This is a genomic window from Roseateles violae (genome assembly GCF_030410485.1).
In the GTDB taxonomy this organism is placed as follows: Bacteria; Pseudomonadota; Gammaproteobacteria; order Burkholderiales; family Burkholderiaceae_C; genus Roseateles_D; species Roseateles_D violae.
On sequence record NZ_JAUHHC010000001.1, the window covers coordinates 279,822 to 303,713 of the forward strand.

Sequence of the window (23,892 nt, forward strand, 5' to 3'; positions counted from 1 at the left end):
TTCCCGGTTCAGGGCAAAATTTCTTTTTCGTAGCCAGTCGCATTCCGACGCTTGTCGGGAGGCGGCTTTTTTTTGTCCTTTGATTCCCGAAGTATTCATGTCGACGAAACCGAAGAACAGCGTCATCGGCACTGCCGTGCTGGCCGCGCTCGCTAGCTTCAGCATGGCCGCCCTGGCCCAACAGAACAACCAGCTCGAGCGGGTCGAAGTGACCGGCTCCAGCATCAAGCGCATCGCCGCCGAAGGCGCGCTGCCGGTGCAGGTCGTGACGGCGGAACAGATCCGCGCCAGCGGCGCCGCCAATCTGCAGGACGTGATCCAGCGCCTGCCGGCCATGCAGGGCTTCACGATCGCCGACACGGCGATCGGCACCAACTCCGGCGGCTATGCGACCGCCTCGATCCACGACCTGGGCTCGGGTTACACCCTGGTGCTGGTCAACGGCCGCCGCATCGCGCCGCTGGGCGACGGCAATATCGTCAACCTGAACAACATCCCGATGAGCGCGATCGAGCGCGTCGAGGTGCTGACCGACGGCGCCTCGGCGCTGTACGGTTCGGACGCCATCGCCGGCGTGGTCAACTTCGTGCTGAAGAAGAACCACCAGGGCGGCACGATCTCGGTGCAGGCCAACAAGCCGACCGAAGGCGGCGCCGAGTCGCAGAACATCAGCCTGATGTATGGCTTCGGTGATCTGGACAAGGATCGCTTCAACATCCTGGGCACCTTCCGCCACGACAACTCGGGCCAGCTGAAGTCGGGCGAGCGCGATTTCGCCGCGCACGCCTACCTGCCCTTCAGCCAGAACGGCAAGAGCTACATCTACGACCGCACCAGCCCCTCGGCCGATCCGGCCAATGCCACGGCCACCTTCAAGACCGGCTCGGGCCTGGGCGCCTACTCCTTCAATCCCTATCTGAAGGCCAACGGCCAGTGCGCGCCGAACAACTACTACAGCCTGGCCAACACCATCCCGGCCGGCAGCAACGCGACCGCCGGCACGGCGCAATGCGCGTTCGACTTCGTCACGACGATCGACATCTACCCCGAGTTCACGCGTGACTCGCTGTTCCTGACCGGCGAGGCAAAGCTGACCGAGAACATCAGCGCTTTCTCGGACTTCTCGTTCTCGCGCTACGACGTGATCGCCCGCATCGCGCCGAACCCGGTGCCGATCAATATCCCGGTCGGCTCGGCCCTGTACAACAAGTACGTGATGCCCTATCTGACGCCGGCCCAGCAGGCCAATGTCAGCAGCGTCAGCGCCTCCTACCGCGCCAGCGACTTCGGTCCGCGCACCTCGAACACGGTGACCGACGCGACCCACTTCGTCGGCGGCCTGCGCGGCACCGTGGCCGGCTGGGACGTCGAGAGCGCCGTGACCTGGTCGCGCAACAAGCTCGACGAGAGCTACACCGACGGCTATATGCGCAAGGCCGAGTTCACCAGCCTGGTGGCCAGCGGCATGCTCGATCCCTTCGTGCCCTCCGGCAACCAGAGCGCCGCAACGCAGAAGCTGATCGCCGACTCGATCTACCACGGCAGCATCCGCGAGAGCTCGACGACGCTGAAGGGCATCGACGCGCGCGCCTCCAGCGACGTCTACAAGCTGCCGGCCGGCATGGTCAGCATGGGTGTGGGCGCCGATCTGCGCAACTACCATTACCTGCAGACGCCCTCGGCCGACGCGGTCAATGGCGTGATCTACAACTTCGCCGCCAACCCGGCCTATGACCTCGAGCGCAGCAACTATGGCCTGTACACCGAGTTCATCATCCCGGTCGCCAAGAGCCTGGAGCTGAATGCCGGCCTGCGCTACGACGTGATCGATCCGGTCAAGGACGCGATCAACAAGCGCGACTTCGGCCAGAAACTGGACGCCACGACCTACAAGCTCTCGGCCCGTTACCAGCCGACCAAGGAAGTGCTGATCCGCAGCTCCTACGGCACCGGCTTCAAGGCCCCCGACATGCTGGACATCGCCCAGCCGCTGGTGACCAATGGCGTGACGGCCAAGCAGTACGACTGCCCCTTCCCCGGCGACGGCACCGGCGCCCCGCCGTGCAAGCCCGGCAAGTCGCAGTACACCCAGCTGGCCGGCGGCAACGAGAACATCAAGCCCGAGCAGTCGAAGCAGTTCACCTTCGGTGTGCATCTGGAGCCGAACAACCACTTCAGCATCGGTGCCGACTACTGGGAAGTGAAGATGACCGACGCGATCAGCGGCGTGTCCGAGAACCAGGCCTTTGCCGATCCGCAGAAGTACGCCTCGCTGTTCACCACCTACCGCCTGCCGGCCGAAACGAACGACTACTACGCGTTCAAGGCGCTGCGCACCAATATCGGTCAGGTGATCAACAAGGGCATCGACTGGCAGTTCGAGGGCCGCACCCCGATCGAAGGTCTGGGCCGCGTGACCCTGAATGTCGCCGGCACCTATATGCTGAAGTCGGCCTATACCCGTCCGGGCACCAGCGACGACTTCACCGACAGCATGGGCCACTATGGCGAGAACGCGGCGGTGACCTTCCGCAACATCGCCCAGGCCACGCTGAAGATCGAGTCGGGCGCCTTCGTCAACCAGTTCGTCGCCAAGTACCGCTCGGGCTACACCGACATCACGCAGACCGTGCGTGACGCCGTCACCGGCCTGAACACCAAGGTGACGCTGGACGTGCCCGAGTACCTGACCTTCGACTACCAGGGCGTCTGGAAGTACAGCAAGGCGCTGGAGCTGCGTCTGGGCGTGAACAACCTGCTGAACGAGAAGCCGCCGCTGACGCTGCGCGACTCTTCGGGTCACCAGGTCGGCTACGATCCGCGCTACGCCAGCCCGCTGCTGCGCACGGTCTACGTGGCCGGCAGCTACAACTTCTAAGCCGCTGCGCCCTGCCTGGCGCAGGGTTCAGAAGAGCCCGCTTCGGCGGGCTTTTTTTCGTCCCGATGACCGGACGGACCAAGAAAAAGCGGGCCCCGAAGGGCCCGCTTTGCTTCGAGCCACCGGATGAACCGGCGGCCTGTTGGCTGGCTTAGAACGTCGCCGTGGCGTTGACCGTGTAGCGGCGGCCGATCACGTCGTACACGCCCGGCATGGTGTTGCCGAAGTTGGTCGCGCCGGTACCGATGCCGGTACCGATCAGCGGCGGCTGCTTGTCGAACAGGTTGTTGATCGTCATCGAGACGCTGAAGTTCTTGCTCAGACGATAGACACCGTTCAGGTCGAAGTAGTTGACCGCGGGCAGCTTCTTGAACGCAGCCACATAGTCGGTGCTCGCCGGCAGCGGATCCTGCACGGTCGACTCGCCGACATAGCGCCAGTTGTAGCCGAACGTGAAGTCGTTGATGTTCCACGTCGTGCGCTGCGAGAAGCGGTTCTTCATGTACGGCGTACCGACGTCCACACCATAGTGGCCGGCCCAGTGCAGCGTGGCCACGCCCGGCAGCGACTGGTAGTCGGCCTTGCCGAGGTAGCTGTACTGCAGGTTGAAGTCCAGGCGACCCCAGTTCGGAGCGCCGACGTTCTTCAGCGGCAGACGGTAGTAGGCGCCGACGTCGATACCGTCGAAGTTGTAGGTGCCGAGGTTCGACGACTGGGTCACGATACCCTTGCTGCCCACGCCGTTCAGGCCGCCGTTGCCCGGATCGCGCTGGATCATGCCGCAGAAGACGTTGTAGGCGTAGCCAGGGTTCAGGGTCGGGTCATAGCAACCGCTCATCACCTGACCGACGGTCGGGCTGGAGACGGCGCCATTGACCTTGATCTTCCAGTAGTCGAGGGTCAGCGACAGGTTGTCGACGAAGCTCGGCTCCCAGACCAGGCCCAGGGTCGTCGTGTCGGCCTTCTCGGGGCCCAGGTTCGGGTTGCCGCCGGCCGTGTTGTTGACCTGGTTCGACGAGGGCTGGGCCACGACGCCGACCTGGCTGTTCGGCACGCCGGTCAGCTTGCAGAGGTTCGTCAGGCCGGCCTTGGTCGGGTCGGTGTTGGAGATCGCGCCGCCGGCGCAGAGGTCGTTCGACAGCGTGGCCAGGCCCGTCGTGACCGGCTGGTACAGCTCGTTCACGTTCGGAGCGCGGGTGGCGCGCTGCTGCTCGCCGCGGAAGCGCAGGCCCTTGAACGGGGTCCATTCCAGGCCGCCCTTCCAGCTGTCGTAGTCCTGCTTGGCGCCGCCCGAGGTGCGGAAATTGGTGTAGCGATAGCCACCGCCCAGTTCCAGCGACTGGATGCCGGTCACGCCCTGGATCAGCGGCAGCTTGGCTTCGGTATAGAGCTCGTCGAATTTCAGCGTACCGTTGCGGTCCGGAGTCGGTGCGCCGCTGCCCAGCAGTTCGCCCTGGGTCTGGATCACGGCATCGGACTTGTTGCCACCGAAGACTTCGCGGTTCTCGTAACCGACGGACAGGTTCAGCGGTGCCTTGGCCCAGGGGCTCTTGGCCACGGCGACCTCACCGCTGGCCGAGGCCGAGATGATGTCCTGGCGGACCTCGGTCGTGGCGAAGGTCGGGATGCTCAGGAAAGCCAGCATTTCCGGCGTGATCGTGCCGGCACCGCCGAACAGATTGACCGGCACGCAGCCGCCGGTCGTGACCGTGCAGCTCGTCGTGTTGGTCGCACGCACGGCCTGTTGCAGCTTGCTGTTCGAGAAGCCGTTCTGCGTCTGCTGCAGCTGGTTGGACTTGCCCGACTGGTAGTAGGTCTCGTAGTTCCAGCCATCCAGCACCGGCAGATCGCCGCGCAGGCCGACCGTGTACTGGGTCGTGTTGTTGTCGTAGGTGTAGACGCGCGGGCCGGCTTCGGTGAAGCGGCGGGAGATGTTCATGCGGACTTCGGTCGGATTACCGGCCACACATGCGCCAGGTTGCAGTCCAGCGATCTTTGCTGCGCTTTGCTGACCCGCCGGTTTCGCCAGTTCCGCGGCAAGGTACGCGCTGCACAGCTGACTGCGGACGGTTTGCGGGATGAACGGGTTGCCGACCGGCACGTCCAGCCCCACCCCGAAGGTACCCGACGGCGCCAGGTTCAAGGTCACATTGCTGCGGGTGTGGAACACCTCGGCAAAGGCTTCCGCGTTGTCATTGATGCGGAAATGGCCCAGCGCCGACACCTGGGTGCGGTCCAGCGGCGTCTCGAAGTAGTTCGGCGGATTGGTGTTGTAGAAGTCGGCCGGATTGACCGCGGTACGGAACAGGCCGGTGGTCGCGTCGATCACCTTGGAGCCGTTGATCGGCGCCGGCATGCCCGAGAACTGGCCCGGCACGGCGGTGCCGGAGAAGCCGCCCGGCGCACCGGTGCTGGAGCTGATGATGGTTGCCGCGTAGTCGCGCTGGCCGACCTTCAGCGGGTCGGTGCGGGTCGAGCCAACGTTCAGGGCGACGTTGCCGCGGCCATCGGCCAGGTTGGCACCCATCGTCACATTGGCGTTGTAGCGGGCGGCATCGCCCTGCTCGGAGATGCTGTACAGCGTCGAGGCTTCGATGCCGGAGAAGTTCTTCTTCGTCACGAAGTTGACGACGCCCGACACGGCATCGGCACCGTACACAACCGAAGCGCCGCCGGTCAGCAGGTCCACGCGCTCGAGCAGCGAGACCGGCACCGTGTTGGTGTCGACCACACCGCCCAGCGTGGCCGGAACGAAACGTTTGCCATTGATCAGCACCAGGGTCCGGTTGCTGCCCAGACCGCGCAGGTCGATCGAGGCCGTGCCGTTCGAACCGTTGTTCATGGCCGGACCAATCGCGGGGTAGGCCGAGGGCAGACCGCGGATCAGTTCTTCCACCGCGATCGGCTGGCTGATGGCGATGTCGTCCTTGCCGACCGAGCTGATAGGGCTGCTGGAGGTATTGCCGACCGTCTTCAGACGCGAGCCGGTGACTTCGACGCGCTCCAGTTTTTCCTGGGCATCTTGCGCGAAAGCAGGAACTGCAGCGAAAGCGCTGATGGTGACCAACGCTGCAGCGCTGATTGCGTTGCGTTTGAACATGAAAATTCCTTCGTGAGGAGGATCACAACAAAAAGTTGCGGAGGGGAAAGGATTTGGAAACATGCGCGTAGAACGCACTTTCGCGTCGAGAGTCTGAAGAGGGACCTCTTGTTGCTCGCTCGGGGTTGTCCCCAATTGGGGGGTGAACATGACTAAATGCACCCCGAAACGGTCCAAAACCGAGGGCTTTCACCGACCCGCACATGAGTGGTCAGGCGGGGTCAAGCGTTGTCTGAAGCCCACACAAATGGACACATGGCGTTCACACGAGGGTGTCCGCGGACACATCGAGGGCGTGCTTCCGGACGCTGCTCGGCTGGTCCGAATGGCCGCAAAAGGGGTCAGGGCCAGCCGATCGCCTGCGTCAAAACCGACGCGATTCCGAAGCGCGATCGGCTACCCGATACCAGTGCATCAGGTCATGGCATCTGTTGCGTTTGAGCAAATTTGTGCGCTGCAGACTAGGGGTCAATACTGATAAATCAATGCTTTTATCCGCTATTCGCACAAATCAAGGTTTCAAAAACCTTGCACTTACCCTTCGCTACTAAATCGCTGCAAACTGACGTCACGAAAAAGCCCGGGCCTTCCGCCACGGGCTTTTCTTATTGGCGATGGTCGCGCTCCGATGCGGCGGACCGTTCTTGTAGCGAACTAGGAGTTCTCAATGTTTAAGCTCAATGCGCTCAGCCTCGCGGTTGTCGCCTCGCTGTCGGCCATGCCGGCGCTGGCCCAGCAGCAGGCAGAAAACCAGCTGGAACGGGTCACGGTGACCGGTTCCGCGATCAAGCGTCTGGATGCGGAGACGGCCGTGCCGGTCACCGTCTTCAAGATGACTGATATGAAGCAGCAAGGCCTGACGACGGTCGAGCAGATCATGAGCACCTTGACCGCCAGCCAGGCAAGCCTCGGCACCAGCCAGGCGGTCGGTTCCTCGACCGGCGGCGCCTCCTTTGCCGACCTGCGCGGCATCGGCGCCAACAAGACGCTGGTGCTGCTGAACGGTCGCCGTATCGCCAACAACGCCTTCGACGGCTCGGCGCCCGACCTGAACATGATTCCGATCGCCGCGATCGAGCGCATCGAAGTGCTGCGCGACGGCGCCTCCTCGCTGTACGGCACCGACGCCATCGGCGGCGTGATCAACTTCATCACCCGCAAGGACTATGTCGGCGGCACGGTGTCGGCCCAGTACGAAGTGCCCGAGCACGGCGGCGGCAAGGGTGGCCAGGTCAACGGCGGCTTCGGCTTCGGCGATCTGGACAAGCAGGGCTTCAATGTCTTCGGCTTCGTCGACTTCCAGAAGCAGGACAACATCAGCGGCTCGCAGCGCCCCTTCAACACGCGCTACGCCGGCGGCCTGTCGGGCTCGCCGATGCCGGGCAACTACTACCAGGATCCGAACGTCTGGTACAACCCGGCCGCGCCGGACTGCACGAACGGCGTCTTCATCATCCCGGCCGGCGATGGCACCTCGTGCTACATGACGACCTCCAACTTCGTCGACTACATCCCGAAGTCGGAGCGCGCCTCCGCCATGGTCAAGGGTGAGCTGAAGCTGGGTGCCGACCATGTGCTGGGTGCCGAGTACTTCATCACCCGCAGCAATGTGAAGACGCTGATCGCGCCGGTGCCCTATGGCTTCCTGCCGATGAACCGCCTGCGCCCGGACGGCACGCCCAACCCTTACTACCCGAACAATCCCGCCCTGAGCCCGACCTTCGACGACGGCCTGGTCGGCGAAACGATGACCGAAGGCGGCGCCCTGATCGCCCCGGGCTATGTGATCGCGCGCTGGCGTGACATGCCCAACGGCCAGCGCGGCGACAGCAACACCAACAAGCAGCAGCGCCTGGTGCTGTCGCTGGACGGTACGGTCGCCGGCTGGGATTACGCCGTGGGCCTGAGCCAGAACCAGAACAAGGTCGACGAAGAGCTGATCTCCGGCTACAGCAACGGCCCGATGATCTATGAAGGCGTGCTGACCGGCGTGATCAATCCCTTCGGCGAGCAGAGCGCCGCCGGTCAGACGCTGCTGAACAACGCCGGCGCCACCGGCCTGATCATGTATGCCAAGGGCACGACGACGATCTTCGACGCCCGCGTCAGCCGCGAACTGGGCGACTGGTTCGGCGCTGGCCGCGGCGCCGGCCTCGCCATCGGTACCGAATTCCGCAAGGAAAAGTTCACCCAGCAGGCCAACCCGGATTACGCGACCATCGTCGTCGACTCGACCGGTATCGACCCGGCCACCTACAGCGCCGGCAGCCGCAAGGTCTCCGCGCTGTACGGCGAGTTGAACGTGCCGCTGATGAAGTCGCTGGATGTGACGGCCGCCGTCCGTTACGACGACTACAACGACTTCGGCAGCACGACCAACCCGAAGTTCAGCTTCCGCTTCCAGCCGTCCAAGGAATGGCTGCTGCGCGGCTCCTACTCGACCGGCTTCCGCGCCCCCTCGCTGTATGAGCTGAACGCCGCCCAGACCTACACCAACTCCGGCACCGTCAACGACCCGCTGCTGTGCCCGACCGGTTCCGGCAGCCCGGCCGTCTGCAAGGCCCAGTTCATGGTGCTCAACGGTGGCAACACCGAGCTGAAGCCCGAGGAAAGCAAGACCGCCACGCTGGGCCTGCTGGTCCAGCCGGTCGCCGACCTGAGCCTGGGCATGGACTTCTGGTGGCTGAAGGTCGAGAACCTGATCGGCGTGATCGGTGACGACTCGCTGTTCGACCCGGCCAACTACAACAACTTCAGCCAGTACTACCATCGCAACCCGCAGGGTCAGCTGTCCACCAACGGCAACCAGTGCCCGGGCGCGAACTGCGGCTATGTGGACGTGCGTCAGCAGAACCTCGGTGGCATCAACACCAACGGTATCGACCTGACCGGCAACTACCGTCTGCGCAGCGCCTACGGCACCTGGACCTTCGGCCTGAACAGCACCTACGTCAACAAGTACGAGTACCAGGACTTCCAGAACGGCCCCTGGAACCAGAACGTCGGCGTCTACTCCGGTGCCGGCCCGGTCTTCCGCTGGCAGCACACGCTGACCGCCGTCTGGGCCAAGGACCAGTTCACGGCCGGCGCGACCGCCTACTACAAGTCGGGCTATATCGACTCGGATCCGACCAATAAGGTGAGCGACTACGCGACCCTGGATCTGTTCGGCACCTGGCGTCCGGTCAAGGGCGCGGCGCTGACCCTGGGCGTGCGCAACGCCACCGACCGCGATCCGCCGCTGAGCTACCAGACCCAGGTGTTCCAGGCGGGTTACGATCCGCGCTTCACCAGCCCGATCGGCCGTTCGTACTACGTCCGTGGTTCGTACGACTTCTAAGCAAGACCGCAGCCGATCTGGCTGCGACGACAAAGGGCCCTTCGGGGCCCTTTTTTTATGAGCATGCAGCAGCCTCTTTCCGATTCCGCCACGACGCCGCCCGAACGCTGCCAGGTGCTCGTCGTCGGCGCCGGCCCGGCCGGCAGCGCCGCCGCGCGCACGCTGGCCCTTGCCGGCATCGACGTGCTTCTGGTCGACCAGCAGCCGCAGGGCCGCGACAAGGTCTGCGGCGACGGCCTGATCCCCGATGCCCATGCGGCGCTGGCCAAGCTGGGCCTGCTCGACGCGGTGATGGCCCGGGCGCAGTCCAGCGGCCATGTGCGCTGCGTCGGCCCGCGCGGCGGGCAGATCGACGTGCCCGGAAATCTCGCCGTGCTGCCGCGCCGCGAACTCGACCGCCTGCTGTGCCAGGGCGCGCAGGACGCCGGCGCGCGCTTCCTGGCGCCGGCGCGCTTCGAGGCGCCGCTGCTCGAAGGCGAGCAAGTCGTCGGCGCGCTGCTGAAGATCGGCGAGAGCCGGCACGAGGTCCGCGCCGACTGGGTGCTGCTGGCCACCGGCGCCGTGCCCAAGGCGCTGATCGCCGCCGGCCTGTGCGAGCGCCACACGCCCAGCGGCGTGGCGCTGCGCGGCTATGTGCGGGCGCCCGGCCTGGTCGGCCGCATCAAGACGCTGGACGTGGTCTGGAGCCGCGCGGTGCGGCCCGGCTATGGCTGGATCTTTCCGGCGCCGGACGGCTGCTTCAATATCGGCGTCGGCGTGACCGACAGCCACAGCGCCGTGCAGGGCAAGGGCGCCAAGAAGGAACTGAACCTGCGCAGCATCTTCGACGCCTTCGTCGCCGACTACGCGCCGGCCGCCGCGCTGATGCGCGAGGGTGAGCTGCTGGGCGAGCTGAAGGGCGCGCCGCTGCGCTGCAGCCTGAGCGGCGCGCGCTGGAGCCGGCCCGGCCTGCTGGTCAGCGGCGAGGCGGCCGGCAGCACCTACTCCTTCACCGGCGAGGGCATCGGCAAGGCCATGGAGACCGGCATGCTGGCGGCCGAGGCCATTCTGGCCGGCGGCAACGATGCTGCGGTGCGCCAGCGCTACGAGCGCGGCCTGAGCGCGCTGAAGCCGCGCTTCGATCTCTACCAGCGCGCCAACCGCGTCAATGCCTACCCCTGGCTGGCCGATCTGCTGATCTGGCGTGCGCAGCGCAGCCCGCGCCTGCTGCGGCGCATGGGCGGCGTCTTGAACGAAACCAGCAATCCGGGCAATCTGGTCAGCCTCAAGGGCCTGAGCCGTCTTTTCCTCGAATAGCAGCAGACCATGTGCCAGCTCCTCGGCATGAATGCCAACACGCCGACCGATGTGATGTTCAGCTTCACCGGCCTGGCCACGCGCGCCGAGGAGCACAAGGACGGCTTCGGCATCGCCTTCTTCGAGGGCCATGGCCTGCGCCATTTCGTCGACCACCACAGCGCCCGCCATTCGCCGCTGGCCGAGCTGGTCAAGCATTACCCGATCAAGAGCGGCAACGTGATTGCCCATATCCGCAAGGCGACACAGGGTCAGGTCTCGCTGGAGAACACCCATCCCTTCCAGCGCGAACTCTGGGGCCGCTACTGGGTGTTCGCGCACAACGGCAATCTGGTCGACTTCCATCCGCGCCTGCACGCCGCCTTCAGGCCGGTCGGCCAGACCGACAGCGAGCGCGCCTTCTGCTGGCTGATGCAGGAGCTGGCCAAGGCCCATGCCGCCGTGCCCAGCATCGAGGAGCTCAGCCGCACCCTGGCCGAGCTGCTGCCGCAGCTGAACCGCCATGGCACCTTCAATATGCTGCTGTCCAATGGCCAAGCGCTGTGGGCCCATGGCTCCACCCATCTGCACTATCTGCTGCGCAAGCATCCCTTCGGCGCCGTCCATCTGAAGGACGAGGACCTCAGCGTCGACTTCGCAGCGCAGACGACGACGCAGGACCGCGTCGCCGTCGTCGCCACCGAGCCGCTGACGCGCGACGAGCCCTGGGTCGCCTTCGCCCCGGGCGAGCTGAAGGTCTTCGTCGGCGGCGCGCCGCTGCCCATCTGAGCCGGCGGCCACCGAAGCGGCCGCCGCCGCCATTCGTCCCGCCGGCGCCGCGCGCCGCGGCGGCCCTGGCCTAGACTGCCGCCCATGCAAGAGACGCGCACGAGCAAGCTTGGCGGCAACGGTGGCCTGGACTGGAGCCAGTGGCTGTATCCGGGCCCGCGCCGGCTGTTCAGCGCCGAGGAAATGGCACGCGCCGGCGGCCAGCCCTGGCCACGAGCCGTCGACGGCTATGTACTCAGCAATGTGCTGCTGCTGGTCGCGCTGAACGGCCTCTTCATGCCCCGAAGCTGGTTCCCGGGCATGGCGGCGGGCATGCTGTCGTTCAGCTGGCTGGCCCTGCGGGTCGCGCGCTGGCTGTGGCGGCGGCCGACCCGGCTGAATCTGAACCTGGCCACCCTGGGCACCGCCCTGCTGCTGCTGCCGCTGGCGCTGTGGCTGCGCGGCAATCCGGAGATCGACCATGCGGGGCTCAAGCACCCGGCCGTGATGGCGCTGACGGTGCTGGTGGCCGTGCTCAGTTCCTGGTGGTTCCTGACCCTCTACCGCGTCCAGCAGATCGAGGCGCGGCTGCGCGAGCTGGACGAGCGCGAGCGCGGCCTGCAGCTGGCGCGCCGCCTGGCCGCGGCCCAGATCCAGCCGCACTTCCTCTTCAACACCCTGGCCTCGCTGCAGCACTGGGTCGACACCCGCGACGAGCGCGCGGCCACCACTCTGCGCGCCTTCACCCGCTATCTGCGCGCCACCCTGCCGATGTTCGAGCGCGAGACCCTGTCGCTGGTCGAGGAGCTGCAGATCGTGCGCAGCTATCTGGACATCATGCAGGCGCGGCTGGGCACGCGCCTGGCCTGGGCCATCGATGCCGAGCCGGCGCTGGACAGCTTCGAACTGCCGCCCGGCACGCTGCTGACCCTGGTCGAGAACGCGATCGCCCACGGCATCGAGCCGGCGCTGCGCGGCGGCCGCATCGATGTGCGCGCCGCGCGCAAGGCCGGCCGCGTCGTGCTGGAGGTCGCCGACGATGGCGCCGGCCTGTGCGAGGAGCCTGCCCCGGAGACCGGCATCGGCCTGGTCAACACCCGCGCCCGGCTGCAGCAGCAGTTCGGCGCCCGCGCGGCGCTGACGCTGGCGCCGCAAACACCGGGCTGCCTGGCCCGCATCGAGATCGGACCCGAATGAATGCCTTGATCGCCGACGACGAGGAAGGCCCGCGCGAGCAGCTGCGCGGCGCTTTGAGCCGGCTGTGGCCGGAGCTGAACATCGTCGCCGCCAGCGAGAACGGCGTCGACGCCTGGGACGACTACCTGGCGCTGGAACCCGAGCTGTGCTTTCTGGACATCCGCATGCCAGGGCTGAGCGGCCTGGAGGTCGCGCGCCGGCTCGCGGCGCTCGCGCGGCCGCCGCAGATCGTCTTCGTCAGCGCCTATGGCGATCACGCGCTGTCGGCCTTCGAGGCCGGCGCCTTCGACTATCTGCTCAAGCCGGTCGAAGACGCGCGCCTGGCGCAGACCCTGCAGCGCCTGCGCCAGCGGGCGACGGCCGCGCCGGCGGCCGATCTGCAGCGCCTGCTGCAAGAGCTGCTGCCCGCGGCCCGGCCGGCCTCGCGGCCGATCCAGGCCAGCCTGGGCCGCGAGATCCGCCTGATCGCGCCGGAGGACGTGATCTATTTCGAGAGCGACAACCGCTACACCCGCGTCGTCCACCAGGGCGGCGAGGCGCTGATCCGCACGCCGCTGAAGGAGCTGCTGGGCCAGCTCGATGCCGAGACCTTCTGGCAGATCCACCGCTCGGTGCTGGTCAACAGCCGCTGCATCGCCAGCGCGATCCGCGTGGACGAGAACAGCATGGTCGTGACCCTGCGCGGGCGCGAGGAGCGGCTGCCGGTGTCGCGCCAGTTCCAGGTCTTGTTCAAGGGCCAGTAAGCGCTCGGAGTGTTCGCTGCGCAGGGGTCTGCCCTGGGTGACATCGGCGCCGCGGCTTCGGCACAATCGCCGGCATCCGCTTCAGCCGAGCCCGTCCATGAGCGCATTGCCGACCCCGCAGTTCGACCAGTTCTACCGCTACGAGGCGCTGAGCGCACTGCTGTTCGCCTATGCCGAGGCGCGGCCGAACCTGGTCTCGGTGCGTGCGATCGGCCAGAGCCACGAGGGTCGCGACATCTGGGTCGTGGTGCTGACCAATACCGCCACCGGCGCCGACATCGACAAGCCGGCCTTCTGGCTGGACGGCAATATCCACGCCGCCGAGCTGACCGCCTCGACCACCTGCCTGTACTACCTGCACGAGCTGGTCAGCAAATACGGCTCGGACGCCCAGGTCACGCACCTGCTCGACACCCGCGTCGTCTACATGGTGCCGCGCCTGAACCCCGACGGCGCCGAGCTGGCCCTGGCCGAGCGGCCGCGCCATATCCGCTCGAGCACCCGACCCTACCCCTACGACGAGGAACCGGTCGACGGCCTGACCATCGAGGACGTCGACGGCGACGGCCGCATCCTGACCATGCGCCTGCCCGATCCGCATGGCGGCTACAAAAAACATCCGGACGATCCGCGCCTGATGATCGCGCGCGAGCCGGGCGAGTTCGGCGGCGAGTACTACCGGCTGATCCCCGAGGGCTTCATCAAGAACCACGATGGCCTGACCGTCAGCGTCAACAGGGACCGCGAAGGCCTGGATCTGAACCGCAACTTCCCCAGCGAATGGCGGCAGGAGCACAAGCAGGTCGGCGCCGGGCCCTATCCGACCAGCGAGCCCGAGGTGCGCGCGATGGTGGACTTCATCATCGCCCACCCGAATATCGGCGCCGCGATCAGCTATCACACGCACAGCGGCGTGATCCTGCGGCCGATGGGCGGCCACAGCGACGACGACATGATTCCCGAGGACCTGTGGAGCTACAAGCGCTTCTCCGAGCTCGGCGTGCAGCACACCGGCTATCCGGCGATCAGCATCTGGCACGACTTCAAGTACCACCCCAAGGAAGTGATTACCGGCACGCAGGATTGGGTCTACGAGCACCTGGGCGCGCTGTTCTGGGTGGTCGAGATCTGGTCGCCGAACAAGGAGGCCGGCATCGAGGGCTACAAGTGGATCGACTGGTACCGCGAGCATCCGGTCGAGGACGATCTGAAGCTCTTGAAGTGGAGCGACGAGCAGTGCGGCGGCCAGGCCCATGTGGACTGGCGGCCCTTCCAGCATCCGCAGCTCGGCGCGGTCGAGATCGGCGGCTGGGACAAGATGAACTACTGGCGCAATCCGCCGCCGGCGCTGCGCGAACGCGAGGCGGCGCGCTTTCCGGCCTGGATGAACCAGATCGCGCTGTCCCTGCCCAGGCTGGAGCTGGTGCGCACCGAGGTGCGTGCGCTGGGCGACGACACCTGGCGCATCCGCATGGCGGTCGGCAACAGCGGCTGGCTGCCGGCCTATGTGACGCGGCGCGCACTGGAGCGCAAGATCGTGCGCGGCGTGATGTTCGAGATCCATCTGCCGCCAGGCAATGCCGAGATAAGCCTGCTCGGCGGCAAGGAACGGATGGAGGGCCCGCAACTGGAGGGCCATGCGCCGAAGAACTCGCCCCAGGCCTTCCTGCCCAGCCGCGAGGTGACGGCCGACCGCGCCGTCGGCGAATGGGTGGTCAAGGCCCCCAAGGGCACGCGGCTGGCGCTGAGCGCCAGCGCCGAGCGCGCCGGCACCGTGCGCACCGAGGTCGTGCTGGACTGAGCGCTCAGACCCCGGCGCGCAGCGCCTCGATCTTGCCAAGCAGCCACTGCAGGCCGGCGAGATGCTGCTGGTCGTGGCTGCACAGATAGTGCACCAGGCTGCGCAAGGTCAGCGGGCCATAACCCTCGAACACGGCGGGGCGGTCAAGCTGGCGCGGCTCCAGGCTCTTGATCAGCGCCACCGTCTGCGCCCGCGCCCGGCCGAATTCGGCCAGCATCTGCGCCGCATCGGCCTCGCCATAGCGCCGCTCGCGCGCCAGCCGCTCGGTGTCGATGGAGGCCAGCAGCGGCCGGTCCTCGCTGAGCGTGCGGTGCAGGCGGCGCTGGTAGCCCTCGATCTCGATATCGCGGACATGGCAGAGCTGCTCGATCGCGGTCAGCGGCTCGCTGGGCACGCCGTCCCAGGACGGTGGCACCCAATGCCTGAACTGCACCGGAATCGCCGCGTAATGCGCCTGCAGCTGGCGCGGGAAGGCTTCCAGCGCGCTCAGCGTGATCGTCGTCGTTGGGTGCATGCCGACGATTCAAACACATTCAGTCCTTCGGTGCGGCCTTCATCGCCTCGGCCCAGAGCTTGGCCGGGACGAATGTACGCAGCTGCAGCATCGCCTTGGCGACCAGCTCGGGGTGCAGCTCATGACCGATGGCGGGCAGCACATCGGCCGTCACGTCGGCACCCAGCATCACCAGCTGCTGGGCGGCGCTGACGATGTCGCGATAGGGCAGCACCTGGTCCGTCATGCCGTGCAGCAGGTGCACGCAGACGTCCTGCGGCGCCTGCTGCGGGAGGCTGGCATAGCGGCCGCCGACGGCGATCACGCGGCCGGCCAGCTGCGGCTCGGCCTGCACCGCCTCCAGCGCCATGATGGCGCCCTGCGAGAAGCCGGCCAGCGCGACCCGGCCCCATTCGAGGCCGAAATGCGCGGCCCAGCTGCGGATGCGGGCGATGAAGGCCGGCAGCGCGGCGGCCACGCGCTCGGCGCGGTTCGTCTCGTCGACGCCCTGGATCGAGAACCACTGGAAGCCGGCACCCCCGCCCGGCACGCCGTCGAAGGGATCGGGCCCGTTCAGCGAGACGATGGCGGCCTGCGGGTACTGCTCGCGCAGCGCCGCCGCCAGCGGTGCCATCTGCGCGGCCTGGGCGCCGACGCCGTGGAACAGCAGGAAGAGCAGATTGGCGGCCTGCCCGCCGGCGGGCAGGCTGACGATGGCGCGGGAATCGGATGTGGCGTTCATGATGCGTCGCTGACAAGCTGTGACAGCGATTGTCTCGCGTCGGCGGGCCCGGCCAGCAGGCCTGGGCTATGCTGACCCGGATGGAGCTGAAGATCAATGGGCAGCTGCGCCGCCTGCCCGAGCAGGCCAGCGACCCCGAGATGCCGCTGCTGTGGGCGCTGCGGGACGGGCTGGACCTGACCGGCACCAAATACGGCTGCGGCATCGCCGCCTGCGGCGCCTGCACCGTGCAGGTCGACGGCCAGGCCACGCGCGCCTGCGTGACGCCGCTGGCGGCCGTGCAGGGCCGCGCGATCACCACGATCGAGGGCCTGGGCAGCCCGGACCGGCCGCATCCGCTGCAGACCGCCTGGCTGGCCGAGCAGGTGCCGCAATGCGGCTACTGCCAGAGCGGCATGCTGATGGCGGCGGCCGCGCTGCTGGAGAAGAACCGCCGGCCCAGCGACGCCGACATCGACGCGGCGATCACCAATCTGTGCCGCTGCGGCAGCTATCCGCGCGTGCGCCGCGCGATCAAGGCGGCGGCCGAGCAGCTGCGCGCGAAGAAGTGAAGCGCCGCACGCTGCTGCTCAGCGGCCTGGCGGGCGGCACCGCCCTGCTGGTCGGCTTTGGCGTGGCGCCGCCGCGCGCCCGCCTCGGCAAGGCCGGCACCTTGCCGGCGCGCGCGGGCGAGATCGGCCTGAACGGCTGGATCAAGATCGCCGCCGACGGCACGGTGCTGCTGGCGATGAACCGCAGCGAGATGGGCCAGGGCGTGCACACCGCGCTGGCCCAGCTGGTCGCCGAGGAGCTGGAACTGGCCTCGCTGGAGCGGCTGCTCCTGATCGCGGCCGGCCACGACTCGCTGTATGGCAATGTCGCCATGTTCATCGGCCAGCTGCCGCTGGGCCCGCGCGCGACCGAGCCGGGCCACGAAACGCCGCTGGCGCGGCTCGGCGCCTGGGGCATCGCCAAGCTGGCGCGCGAGCTGGGCATCAACGCCACCGGCGGCAGTTCCAGCATCGCCGACGCCTGGGAGCCGCTGCGCTGGGCGGCGGCGACGGCGCGCCAGCAGCTGCTGGGCGCGGCCTCGCTGCGCTGGAAGCTGCCGCTGGACGAGCTGCAGCTGAAGGACGGCATGGTCAGCCACCCGTCCGGCCCGCGCGCCCATTTCGGCGAACTGGCCCAGGAGGCGGCGCTGACCCCGCCCGGCGAGGTGCAGCTGAAGAGCGCCGCCCAGTGGCGGCTGATCGGCAAGCCGCTGCCGCGCGCGGACCTGGCCGCCAAGGTCAAGGGCACGGCGCGCTTCGGCATCGACCAGCGGCCGCCGGGCCTGCTCTACGCCACCGTCCGGCATGCGCCCATGCTGGGCGGCGCGCCCGGCGCGGTGCCGGTCGATACCGCGCTGCAGCAGCCGGGGGTGCTGCGCGTCGTCCAGCTGGGCCCCTATGCCGGCAGCCAGCCGGCCATCGCCGTCGTTGCGCGCACGAGCTGGCATGCGCTGCGCGCCGCGCGGGCGCTGGACATCGAGTGGCAGGCGCGCCCGGCCGGCGCGGTGGACAGCGCGCAGATCGCCAGCGCGCTGGCCGAGGCCGCGCGCCGCGCCGCCGCCGACGGTTTCGCCTTCGTCTCGCAGGGCGACGCGGCCGCGGCCCTGGCCCGCGCGCCGAAGCGGATCGAGGCCCTGTACGAGGCGCCCTATCTGGCCCATGCGGCGATGGAGCCGATCAACTGCACGGCGCAGATCCTCGATGGCCGGGTCGAGATCTGGGCGCCGACCCAGGTGCCGGGTCTTGCGCGCGAGCTGGCGGCGCGCATCGCCGGCGTCGCGCCGGACGCGGTCACCGTCCATGTCACTTATCTGGGCGGCGGCTTCGGCCGGCGCCTGGAGATCGACTTCATCGGCCAGGCGCTGCGCGTGGCGCTGGAGACGCGCGGCGCGCCGGTGCAGCTGCTGTGGGCGCGCGAGGAGGACATGGCGCAGGACTTCTACCGCCCGGCCGGCGCGGCCTGGCTGCAGGCGGCGCTGGACGCGGACGGCAAGCCCACGGCGCTGCAGATCGGCAGCGCCGGCGACGCGATCGCGCCGCGCTGGCTGGAGCGGGTGCTGCCGGCGCTGGCCGGCCCGGTCGATCTGCCGGACAAGACGGCCAGCGAGGGCCTGTTCGACCAGCCCTATGCGATCGCCGCGCAGCGCATCGCCCACCTGGCCACCCGTCATCCGGTGCCGGTCGGCATGTGGCGCTCGGTCGGCCATTCGCACAACGCCTTCTTCATCGAGAGCTTCGTCGACGAGCTGGCCCATGCGGCCGGCGCCGACCCGCTGGCCTACCGGCTGGCCCTGCTGGACGGGCTGCCCCGCCATGCGGCGGTGCTGCAGCTGGCGGCCGAACGCGCGGGCTGGGGCCAGCCCCTGCCCCAGGGCCGGGCGCAAGGCCTGGCCCTGCACGAGAGCTTCGGCAGCATCGTCGCGCAGGTGATCGAGCTGTCGCTGGACGCGAACGGCCGGCCGCGCGTGCACCGGGTCGTCTGCGCGCTGGACTGCGGCATCGTCGTCCACCCCGGCATCGTCGCCCAGCAGATCGAGGGCGCGGTGGTCTTCGGGCTGACGGCCGCGCTGTTCGGCCGCATCGACATCGACGCCGGCGTGGTCCGCCAGCGCAATTTCAACGACTATCCGCTGCTGAGCCTGGCGCAGACGCCGGCGATCGAGACCCATCTGATCGACAGCGAGCGTCCGCCCAGCGGCGTCGGCGAGCCGGGCGTGCCGCCGGTGGCGCCGGCGCTGGCCAATGCGCTGTTTGCGCTGAGCGGCGAGCGCCGCCGCCGTCTGCCCCTGTTCTGACGCCGCAAGCGCCTGACTTCCTACGCGGCCGGCGCCGCGACGGCCCTAAGCTGGGCCCGCCCGACAACAAGGAGAACAAGCATGGATGCGATCCGCATCACCGCCATCGGTCTGATCATCGCCGGCGTGCTGGCCCTGCTCTACGGCGGCTTCAGCTACACCAAGGACAGCCGCGACCTCAAGCTAGGCCCGGTCGAGCTGTCGGTCAAGGAAAAGCAGACCGTCAATGTGCCGACCTGGGCCGGCATCGCGGCCATCGTCGCCGGCGGCGGCCTGCTGCTGGTCGGCGGCCGCAAGCGCTGAGCGCCGCTCAGACCTTCAGGGTGAAGGGCGTGAAGTTGGTGCCGGTGTCGTAGTAGTCCTCACCCTCGGCCCGCTTCAGGAAACCGATCACGCGCACGGTGACGGGCGTGATGACGATCTCCCAGCAGGTCTTGAACAGGTACTGGGTGAGGGTCACCGCCAGCAGCTGCTCCTGCGGCCAGATGCCCCAGAAGGCGATGAAGAAGAACAGGCCCGTATCGACCGCCTGGCCGATCACCGTCGAGCCGATGGTGCGCGCCCACAGATGCCGGCCGCCGCTGAGGATCTTCATCTTCGCCATCACATAGCTGTTGGCGAAGCTGCCGCAGCAGAAGGCGATGATGGAGCCGGCGACGATGCGCGGCGTGTTGCCGAACACGCCCTCGAGCTGGGTCTGGTAGACGTCCATGAAGCCGTTCTTGGCCGGCGGCAGATGGACGACGACGAAGGACATGAAGGCGGCGAAGATCAGCGCGCCGAAACCGGCCCAGACGACGCGGCGGTCGCGGCCATAGCCATAGACCTCGGTCAGGATGTCGCTGAAGATGTAGCTGATCGGAAAGAACAGCAGATCGGCACCGAAGGTCACCGTGCCGATCAGCGGCAGCGTCACTTGCGCCGCCTTGGCCGCCCCGATCAGGTTCGAACACAGCAGCACGCACACGAAGGCGGCCATGATCAGGTCGTAGTACTTGTAGCTGCGGGGCGAGGTGTTCATGGCGTTCGTTCGGGCGCAAGATCCGGCCCCGCAGCATAACCGCGGGCCGAGCGCCGGGCCGCCATCGGCCAGAGGCCGATGGCCTTCCGTAGGCACCGGCAGTCCGCAGGGACTGCCGGTGTCCGACTCCAGCCCGCAAAGCCGGCCCGCCTTGACGATGTGCTTGCGGCTCGACGCCGCGAGCATCGCCTTCCCCTCGGGGGAGTGAGTGCCGCGGCTCCGATCCCGCCTGCGCGGGATCGGACGGCACGAGCGCCATCGGCGTCTCGCCGATGGCCGACCAGCGTACCCGCTGGGCGAGGGGCTTCAACTCCTCGTTTGGTCGTTCTCCTTGTGGCCGATCAGCCGCACCAGCGTCTGGCGCAGCCGCGGCGCGTCGATCGGCTTGGTCAGGAAGTCGTTCATGCCGGCGGCCAGCGCCTCGTCGCGCTCGGACACCAGGGCCGCCGCCGTCAGCGCGACGATGGGCAGTTCCTCGCCGTCGAAGCGCCGGCGCACCTGGCGCGTGGCCTCGTGGCCGCTCATCACCGGCATCTGCACGTCCATCAGCACCGCGTCGAAGGGCTTGCCCATGCTGGCCGCGGCATGGATCGCCTCGACCGCCTGGCTGCCATCGCTGGCCTGCGCGACCTCCAGTCCCCATTGCTGCAGCTGCGCGACGGCGATCATCATATTGACCGGATGGTCCTCGACCATCAGCACGCGCAGGCCCTGCAGATCGCGATTGTCGCGACCGTCCTGCAGCGCGCGCGGCTGGCTGCTGATCGGCGTCGGCGCGGCCGGCAGCGGCAGCTCGGCCCAGAAGGTCGAGCCCTCGCCCAGCCGGCTCACGAGGCCGACCTCGCCGCCCATCAGATGGGCCAACTCGCGGCAGATCGACAGGCCCAGTCCGGTGCCGCCGAAGCGCCGCGTTGTCGACTCATCGGCCTGGGTGAAGGGCTGGAACAGGCGCTCGTGCAGGCTGGCGTCGATGCCGGGGCCGGTGTCGGCCACCTCGATGCGCACGCGCTCGCCGGCCAGGCCCAGCACGCGCACGGCGACCGAGCCGCTGGCGGTGAACTTCAGCGCATTGGTCAGGTAGTTGGAGAGGATCTGGCGCGTGCGCACCGGGTCGCCGACGACCCAGGCCGGCACCGCCTCGTCGACCTCGATCTTGAAGGCCAGACCGCGCGCCTGCGCCAGGGTCAGATAGGCCATGCGCATGGTCGACAGCATGTCGCGCAGCGCGAAGGGCGCGGCCTCCAGCGTCAGACGCCCGGCCTCGATCTTGGACAGGTCGAGGATGTCGGAGATCAGGCCGGACAGGCTCTCGGCGCTGTCCAGCATCTGGTCCAGATAGCCGCGCCGCGTCGCCTCGTCGAGGTCGGGCTGCTGCACCAGCCGCGCCAGGCCCAAGAGGCCGTTCAGCGGCGTGCGGATCTCGTGACTGGTATTGGCCAGGAAGGCGCTCTTGGCGCGGCTGGCCGCCTGGGCCTCGTCCTTGGCCTGGGCCAGCGCCGCCTCGACGCGGCGGCGCTCGGTGACGTCTTCCATGATCCAGATCGTGCCGCCGCGGCTCGGGTGGTTGGGGTCGACCGCCTTGGCCAGGATGCGGCACAGAAAGGTGCTGCCGTCGCGGCGGCGCATCGGCTTCTCGGTCTCGATCTGCTCGCCGGCGGCCAGGCGCGCGCCGAGGTCGCGGCCGATCTCCTCGTACTCCTCCGGGCCGGGCCAGACCACGCTGCCATGCTGGCCGACCAGGCTGCCGGCGGGCCAGCCGAACATCTCCTCGACCAGGCGGTTGACCATCACGAAATGCTGGTCGCGCGTCAGGGTGATGCCGATCGATGCGTTCGAGAGGATGGCCTCGTGGACCAGGCGCGAGCGCTCGGTCTCGGTGACGTCGCGCGCATTGATGACCAGGTATTGCTGGCCGTCCATCGCGAAGGGCGCGGCCGACATCACCATCGAGATCGGCTCGCCCCGCTTGCTGACGAAGGTGACCGGCAGATCGCTGAGCTTGCCATGGCCGCGCACCGCGTCGACGACGCGCTGGCGGTCGGCGGCGTCGTACCAGATGCCCAGCTCGTCCGCGGTGCGGCCCAGCACCTCCTCGCTGCTGTAGCCGGTCAGCTGCTCGAAGGTCTTGTTGACCATCGCGTAGCGGCCCGAGTTCATCTCGGTCAGCGTGATCACGTCGGGGCTGGTCGCGACCAGATGCGAGAGCAGGCCCTCGGAGCGGCGCAGCGCCTCCTGCGCGCGCGAGGCCTCGGTCTGGTCGATGAAGAAGCTCAGGGTCGCCGGGCCGCCGGCGGCCTCGACGCGCACGCTGGTCGCCGTCACCAGGCGGCGCCGGCGCGACAGGGTGCGCAGGCGGAACTCGGCCATCGGCAGCATCGCGCCGATCGCCATCGCCTCGATCTTGGCCGAGCGCTGGCGGCCGCGTTCGTCGTCGCCGGGCTCGTAATGCGAGAACAGGTCCTGGCCGATCATGCTCGAGCGCTGCGTGTAGCCGAACATCGCCATCGCCGCCGGGTTCGCATCGAGCACCCGGCCCCAGCGGTGCAGCACCAGGGGGCTGGGCGAGCGGCGGAACAGCTCGCGGTAGCGCGTCTCGGTGGCGTGGATGGCCTGCTCGGCCTGCACCTCGCCGGTGACGTCGCGGCCGACGCCCCAGTAACCGCGGAAATTGCCGGCCGCATCGAAGCGCGGCTCACCGCTGATCGACACATAGCGGTTGCTGCCGTCGCCGCCGCGGCGCCGCGCCACCACGCCGTGGAAGGCGCGATGCGATTCGAGATCGGCGCGGTGCGCGTCCATCTCCTCGTCCGACAGGCCCAGTCCCTCGATTTCCCAGGGCGTCTTGCCGATGCGCGCGCCCAGGTCCAGGCCCGAGCTGCCCGGCTTGTCCTCGGCCAGATGGGTGAAGCGGTAGTCGCGGTCCATCTCCCAGTACCAGTCGGCCGCCATCGCCAGCAGGTCGCGGAAGCGGCCGTTGCGCTCGCTGGCTTCGCGGGTCGCGCGCGTCACCATGCGCAGCATGCCCAGGCCGACCATCAGCCCGGCCAGCAAGAGCATGGCGTGGGTGCCGCCGCGCAGCGCCAGGCTGCGCAGGGCCAGATCGCTGACGACCCAGCCGTCCAGCTCTGCCCAGGCCAGGCCGCCCAGCGCGGCCAGCGCGACCGCCGCCAACGACAGGCCGGCGCGCAGGCCCAGCATGCCGGTGCCCAGGGCCACCACCAGGCCCATCACCGTCAGGCTGAGCGAATAAAGCCCCAGCAGGCGCGAGATCGCCACCGACAGCACCAGGGCCAGCACCAGGCCCATCACCAGCAGCACCGCCTCCGCGCCATAGCGGCGCGGCAGCTTCCACAGGCAGCCGGCGCTGAAACCGGCGATCGCCAGCGCCAGCAGCGGCGGCAGCGCGCCGGCGAGCGGCTCGGCCGCGCCGCGGCTGAGCAGCAGCACCATGGCGACGACCGGGAAGAGCGCGACGCAGGCGGCCAGGAACAGGCGCATCGCCCGCCAGCGCACGCTGCGCTCCAGCAGCGCACGGCGCTCGGCCGGCGTCAGCTCCTGGCCCACCAGGCTGCTCAAATCGTCCACGGAATCCTTGCTCACAATGCCGATCGCTCCGACTGTCTTCAACGCTCCGGGCGAAGACAGTCTCCGCCCGAGCGCGGAGTCTCTCCGAGAAAGGCGACCGCGGAGCCTAGAGTCAGCCCCCGGTA

The 23,892-nt window shown here is 68.2% G+C and carries 15 protein-coding genes; 10 read left to right on the plus strand and 5 right to left on the minus strand.

Going from position 1 to position 23,892, the window contains the following annotated elements:
• Positions 1–97: 97 nt before the first annotated feature.
• On the plus strand, positions 98–2,878 hold the full coding sequence (locus QWJ38_RS01210) for a TonB-dependent receptor plug domain-containing protein (protein ID WP_290357212.1): 2,781 nt from the start codon (positions 98–100) through the stop codon (positions 2,876–2,878).
• A 151-nt stretch (positions 2,879–3,029) separates the two neighbouring features.
• Here the strand turns inward: QWJ38_RS01210 and QWJ38_RS01215 are convergent, their stop codons facing one another.
• Entirely contained in the window at positions 3,030–5,978 is a 2,949-nt protein-coding gene (locus QWJ38_RS01215) for a TonB-dependent receptor plug domain-containing protein (RefSeq protein WP_290357213.1), read from the minus strand.
• A gap of 667 nt (positions 5,979–6,645) precedes the next feature.
• On the opposite strand from QWJ38_RS01215, the gene QWJ38_RS01220 reads away from it, so the two are divergent.
• From QWJ38_RS01220 to QWJ38_RS01245, 6 genes are all read left to right on the plus strand, one after another.
• Positions 6,646–9,318 (plus strand): TonB-dependent receptor plug domain-containing protein, encoded by a 2,673-nt coding sequence (locus QWJ38_RS01220; protein ID WP_290357214.1) that lies wholly within the window; start codon positions 6,646–6,648, stop codon positions 9,316–9,318.
• Positions 9,319–9,375: 57 nt separating this feature from the next.
• Complete coding sequence (locus QWJ38_RS01225; protein ID WP_290357215.1) at positions 9,376–10,614, plus strand: NAD(P)/FAD-dependent oxidoreductase; 1,239 nt, start codon at positions 9,376–9,378, stop codon at positions 10,612–10,614.
• Between the two features lie 9 nt (positions 10,615–10,623).
• Positions 10,624–11,382, plus strand: a complete 759-nt coding sequence (locus tag QWJ38_RS01230) for a class II glutamine amidotransferase (RefSeq protein WP_290357216.1) — start codon at positions 10,624–10,626, stop codon at positions 11,380–11,382.
• An 84-nt stretch (positions 11,383–11,466) separates the two neighbouring features.
• Complete coding sequence (locus QWJ38_RS01235) at positions 11,467–12,558, plus strand: sensor histidine kinase (RefSeq protein ID WP_290357217.1); 1,092 nt, start codon at positions 11,467–11,469, stop codon at positions 12,556–12,558.
• Entirely contained in the window at positions 12,555–13,301 is a 747-nt protein-coding gene (locus tag QWJ38_RS01240; protein ID WP_290357218.1) for a LytR/AlgR family response regulator transcription factor, read from the plus strand. Before QWJ38_RS01235 ends, QWJ38_RS01240 begins: the two co-directional genes overlap by 4 nt.
• A 97-nt stretch (positions 13,302–13,398) precedes the next feature.
• Positions 13,399–15,102: a M14 family metallopeptidase gene (locus tag QWJ38_RS01245; RefSeq protein ID WP_290357219.1), complete on the plus strand. Its 1,704-nt coding sequence runs from the start codon at positions 13,399–13,401 to the stop codon at positions 15,100–15,102.
• Positions 15,103–15,106: 4 nt separating this feature from the next.
• Here QWJ38_RS01245 and QWJ38_RS01250 read toward each other — a convergent pair whose 3' ends face one another.
• Complete coding sequence (locus QWJ38_RS01250) at positions 15,107–15,616, minus strand: DinB family protein (protein ID WP_290357220.1); 510 nt, start codon at positions 15,614–15,616, stop codon at positions 15,107–15,109.
• 19 nt (positions 15,617–15,635) lie between these two features.
• Entirely contained in the window at positions 15,636–16,337 is a 702-nt protein-coding gene (gene ypfH, locus QWJ38_RS01255; protein ID WP_290357221.1) for an esterase, read from the minus strand.
• A gap of 80 nt (positions 16,338–16,417) precedes the next feature.
• On the opposite strand from ypfH, the gene QWJ38_RS01260 reads away from it, so the two are divergent.
• The 3 genes from QWJ38_RS01260 (at position 16,418) to QWJ38_RS01270 (ending at position 19,464) form a co-directional block, all read left to right on the plus strand.
• Entirely contained in the window at positions 16,418–16,888 is a 471-nt protein-coding gene (locus tag QWJ38_RS01260) for a (2Fe-2S)-binding protein (RefSeq protein WP_290358033.1), read from the plus strand.
• Positions 16,885–19,161: a xanthine dehydrogenase family protein molybdopterin-binding subunit gene (locus tag QWJ38_RS01265; RefSeq protein ID WP_290357222.1), complete on the plus strand. Its 2,277-nt coding sequence runs from the start codon at positions 16,885–16,887 to the stop codon at positions 19,159–19,161. The genes QWJ38_RS01260 and QWJ38_RS01265 overlap by 4 nt, the downstream gene beginning before the upstream one ends.
• 81 nt (positions 19,162–19,242) lie before the next feature.
• Positions 19,243–19,464, plus strand: coding sequence for a hypothetical protein (locus tag QWJ38_RS01270; RefSeq protein WP_290357223.1), 222 nt, complete (start codon positions 19,243–19,245; stop codon positions 19,462–19,464).
• A 7-nt stretch (positions 19,465–19,471) separates the two neighbouring features.
• On the opposite strand, the gene QWJ38_RS01275 is transcribed toward QWJ38_RS01270, so the two are convergent.
• The gene (locus tag QWJ38_RS01275; RefSeq protein ID WP_290357224.1) at positions 19,472–20,182 is read right to left on the minus strand and encodes a queuosine precursor transporter; all 711 of its coding nucleotides are present in this window, start codon (positions 20,180–20,182) and stop codon (positions 19,472–19,474) included.
• 306 nt (positions 20,183–20,488) lie between these two features.
• Complete coding sequence (locus tag QWJ38_RS01280; RefSeq protein ID WP_290357225.1) at positions 20,489–23,782, minus strand: PAS domain-containing hybrid sensor histidine kinase/response regulator; 3,294 nt, start codon at positions 23,780–23,782, stop codon at positions 20,489–20,491.
• Positions 23,783–23,892: the final 110 nt, after the last annotated feature.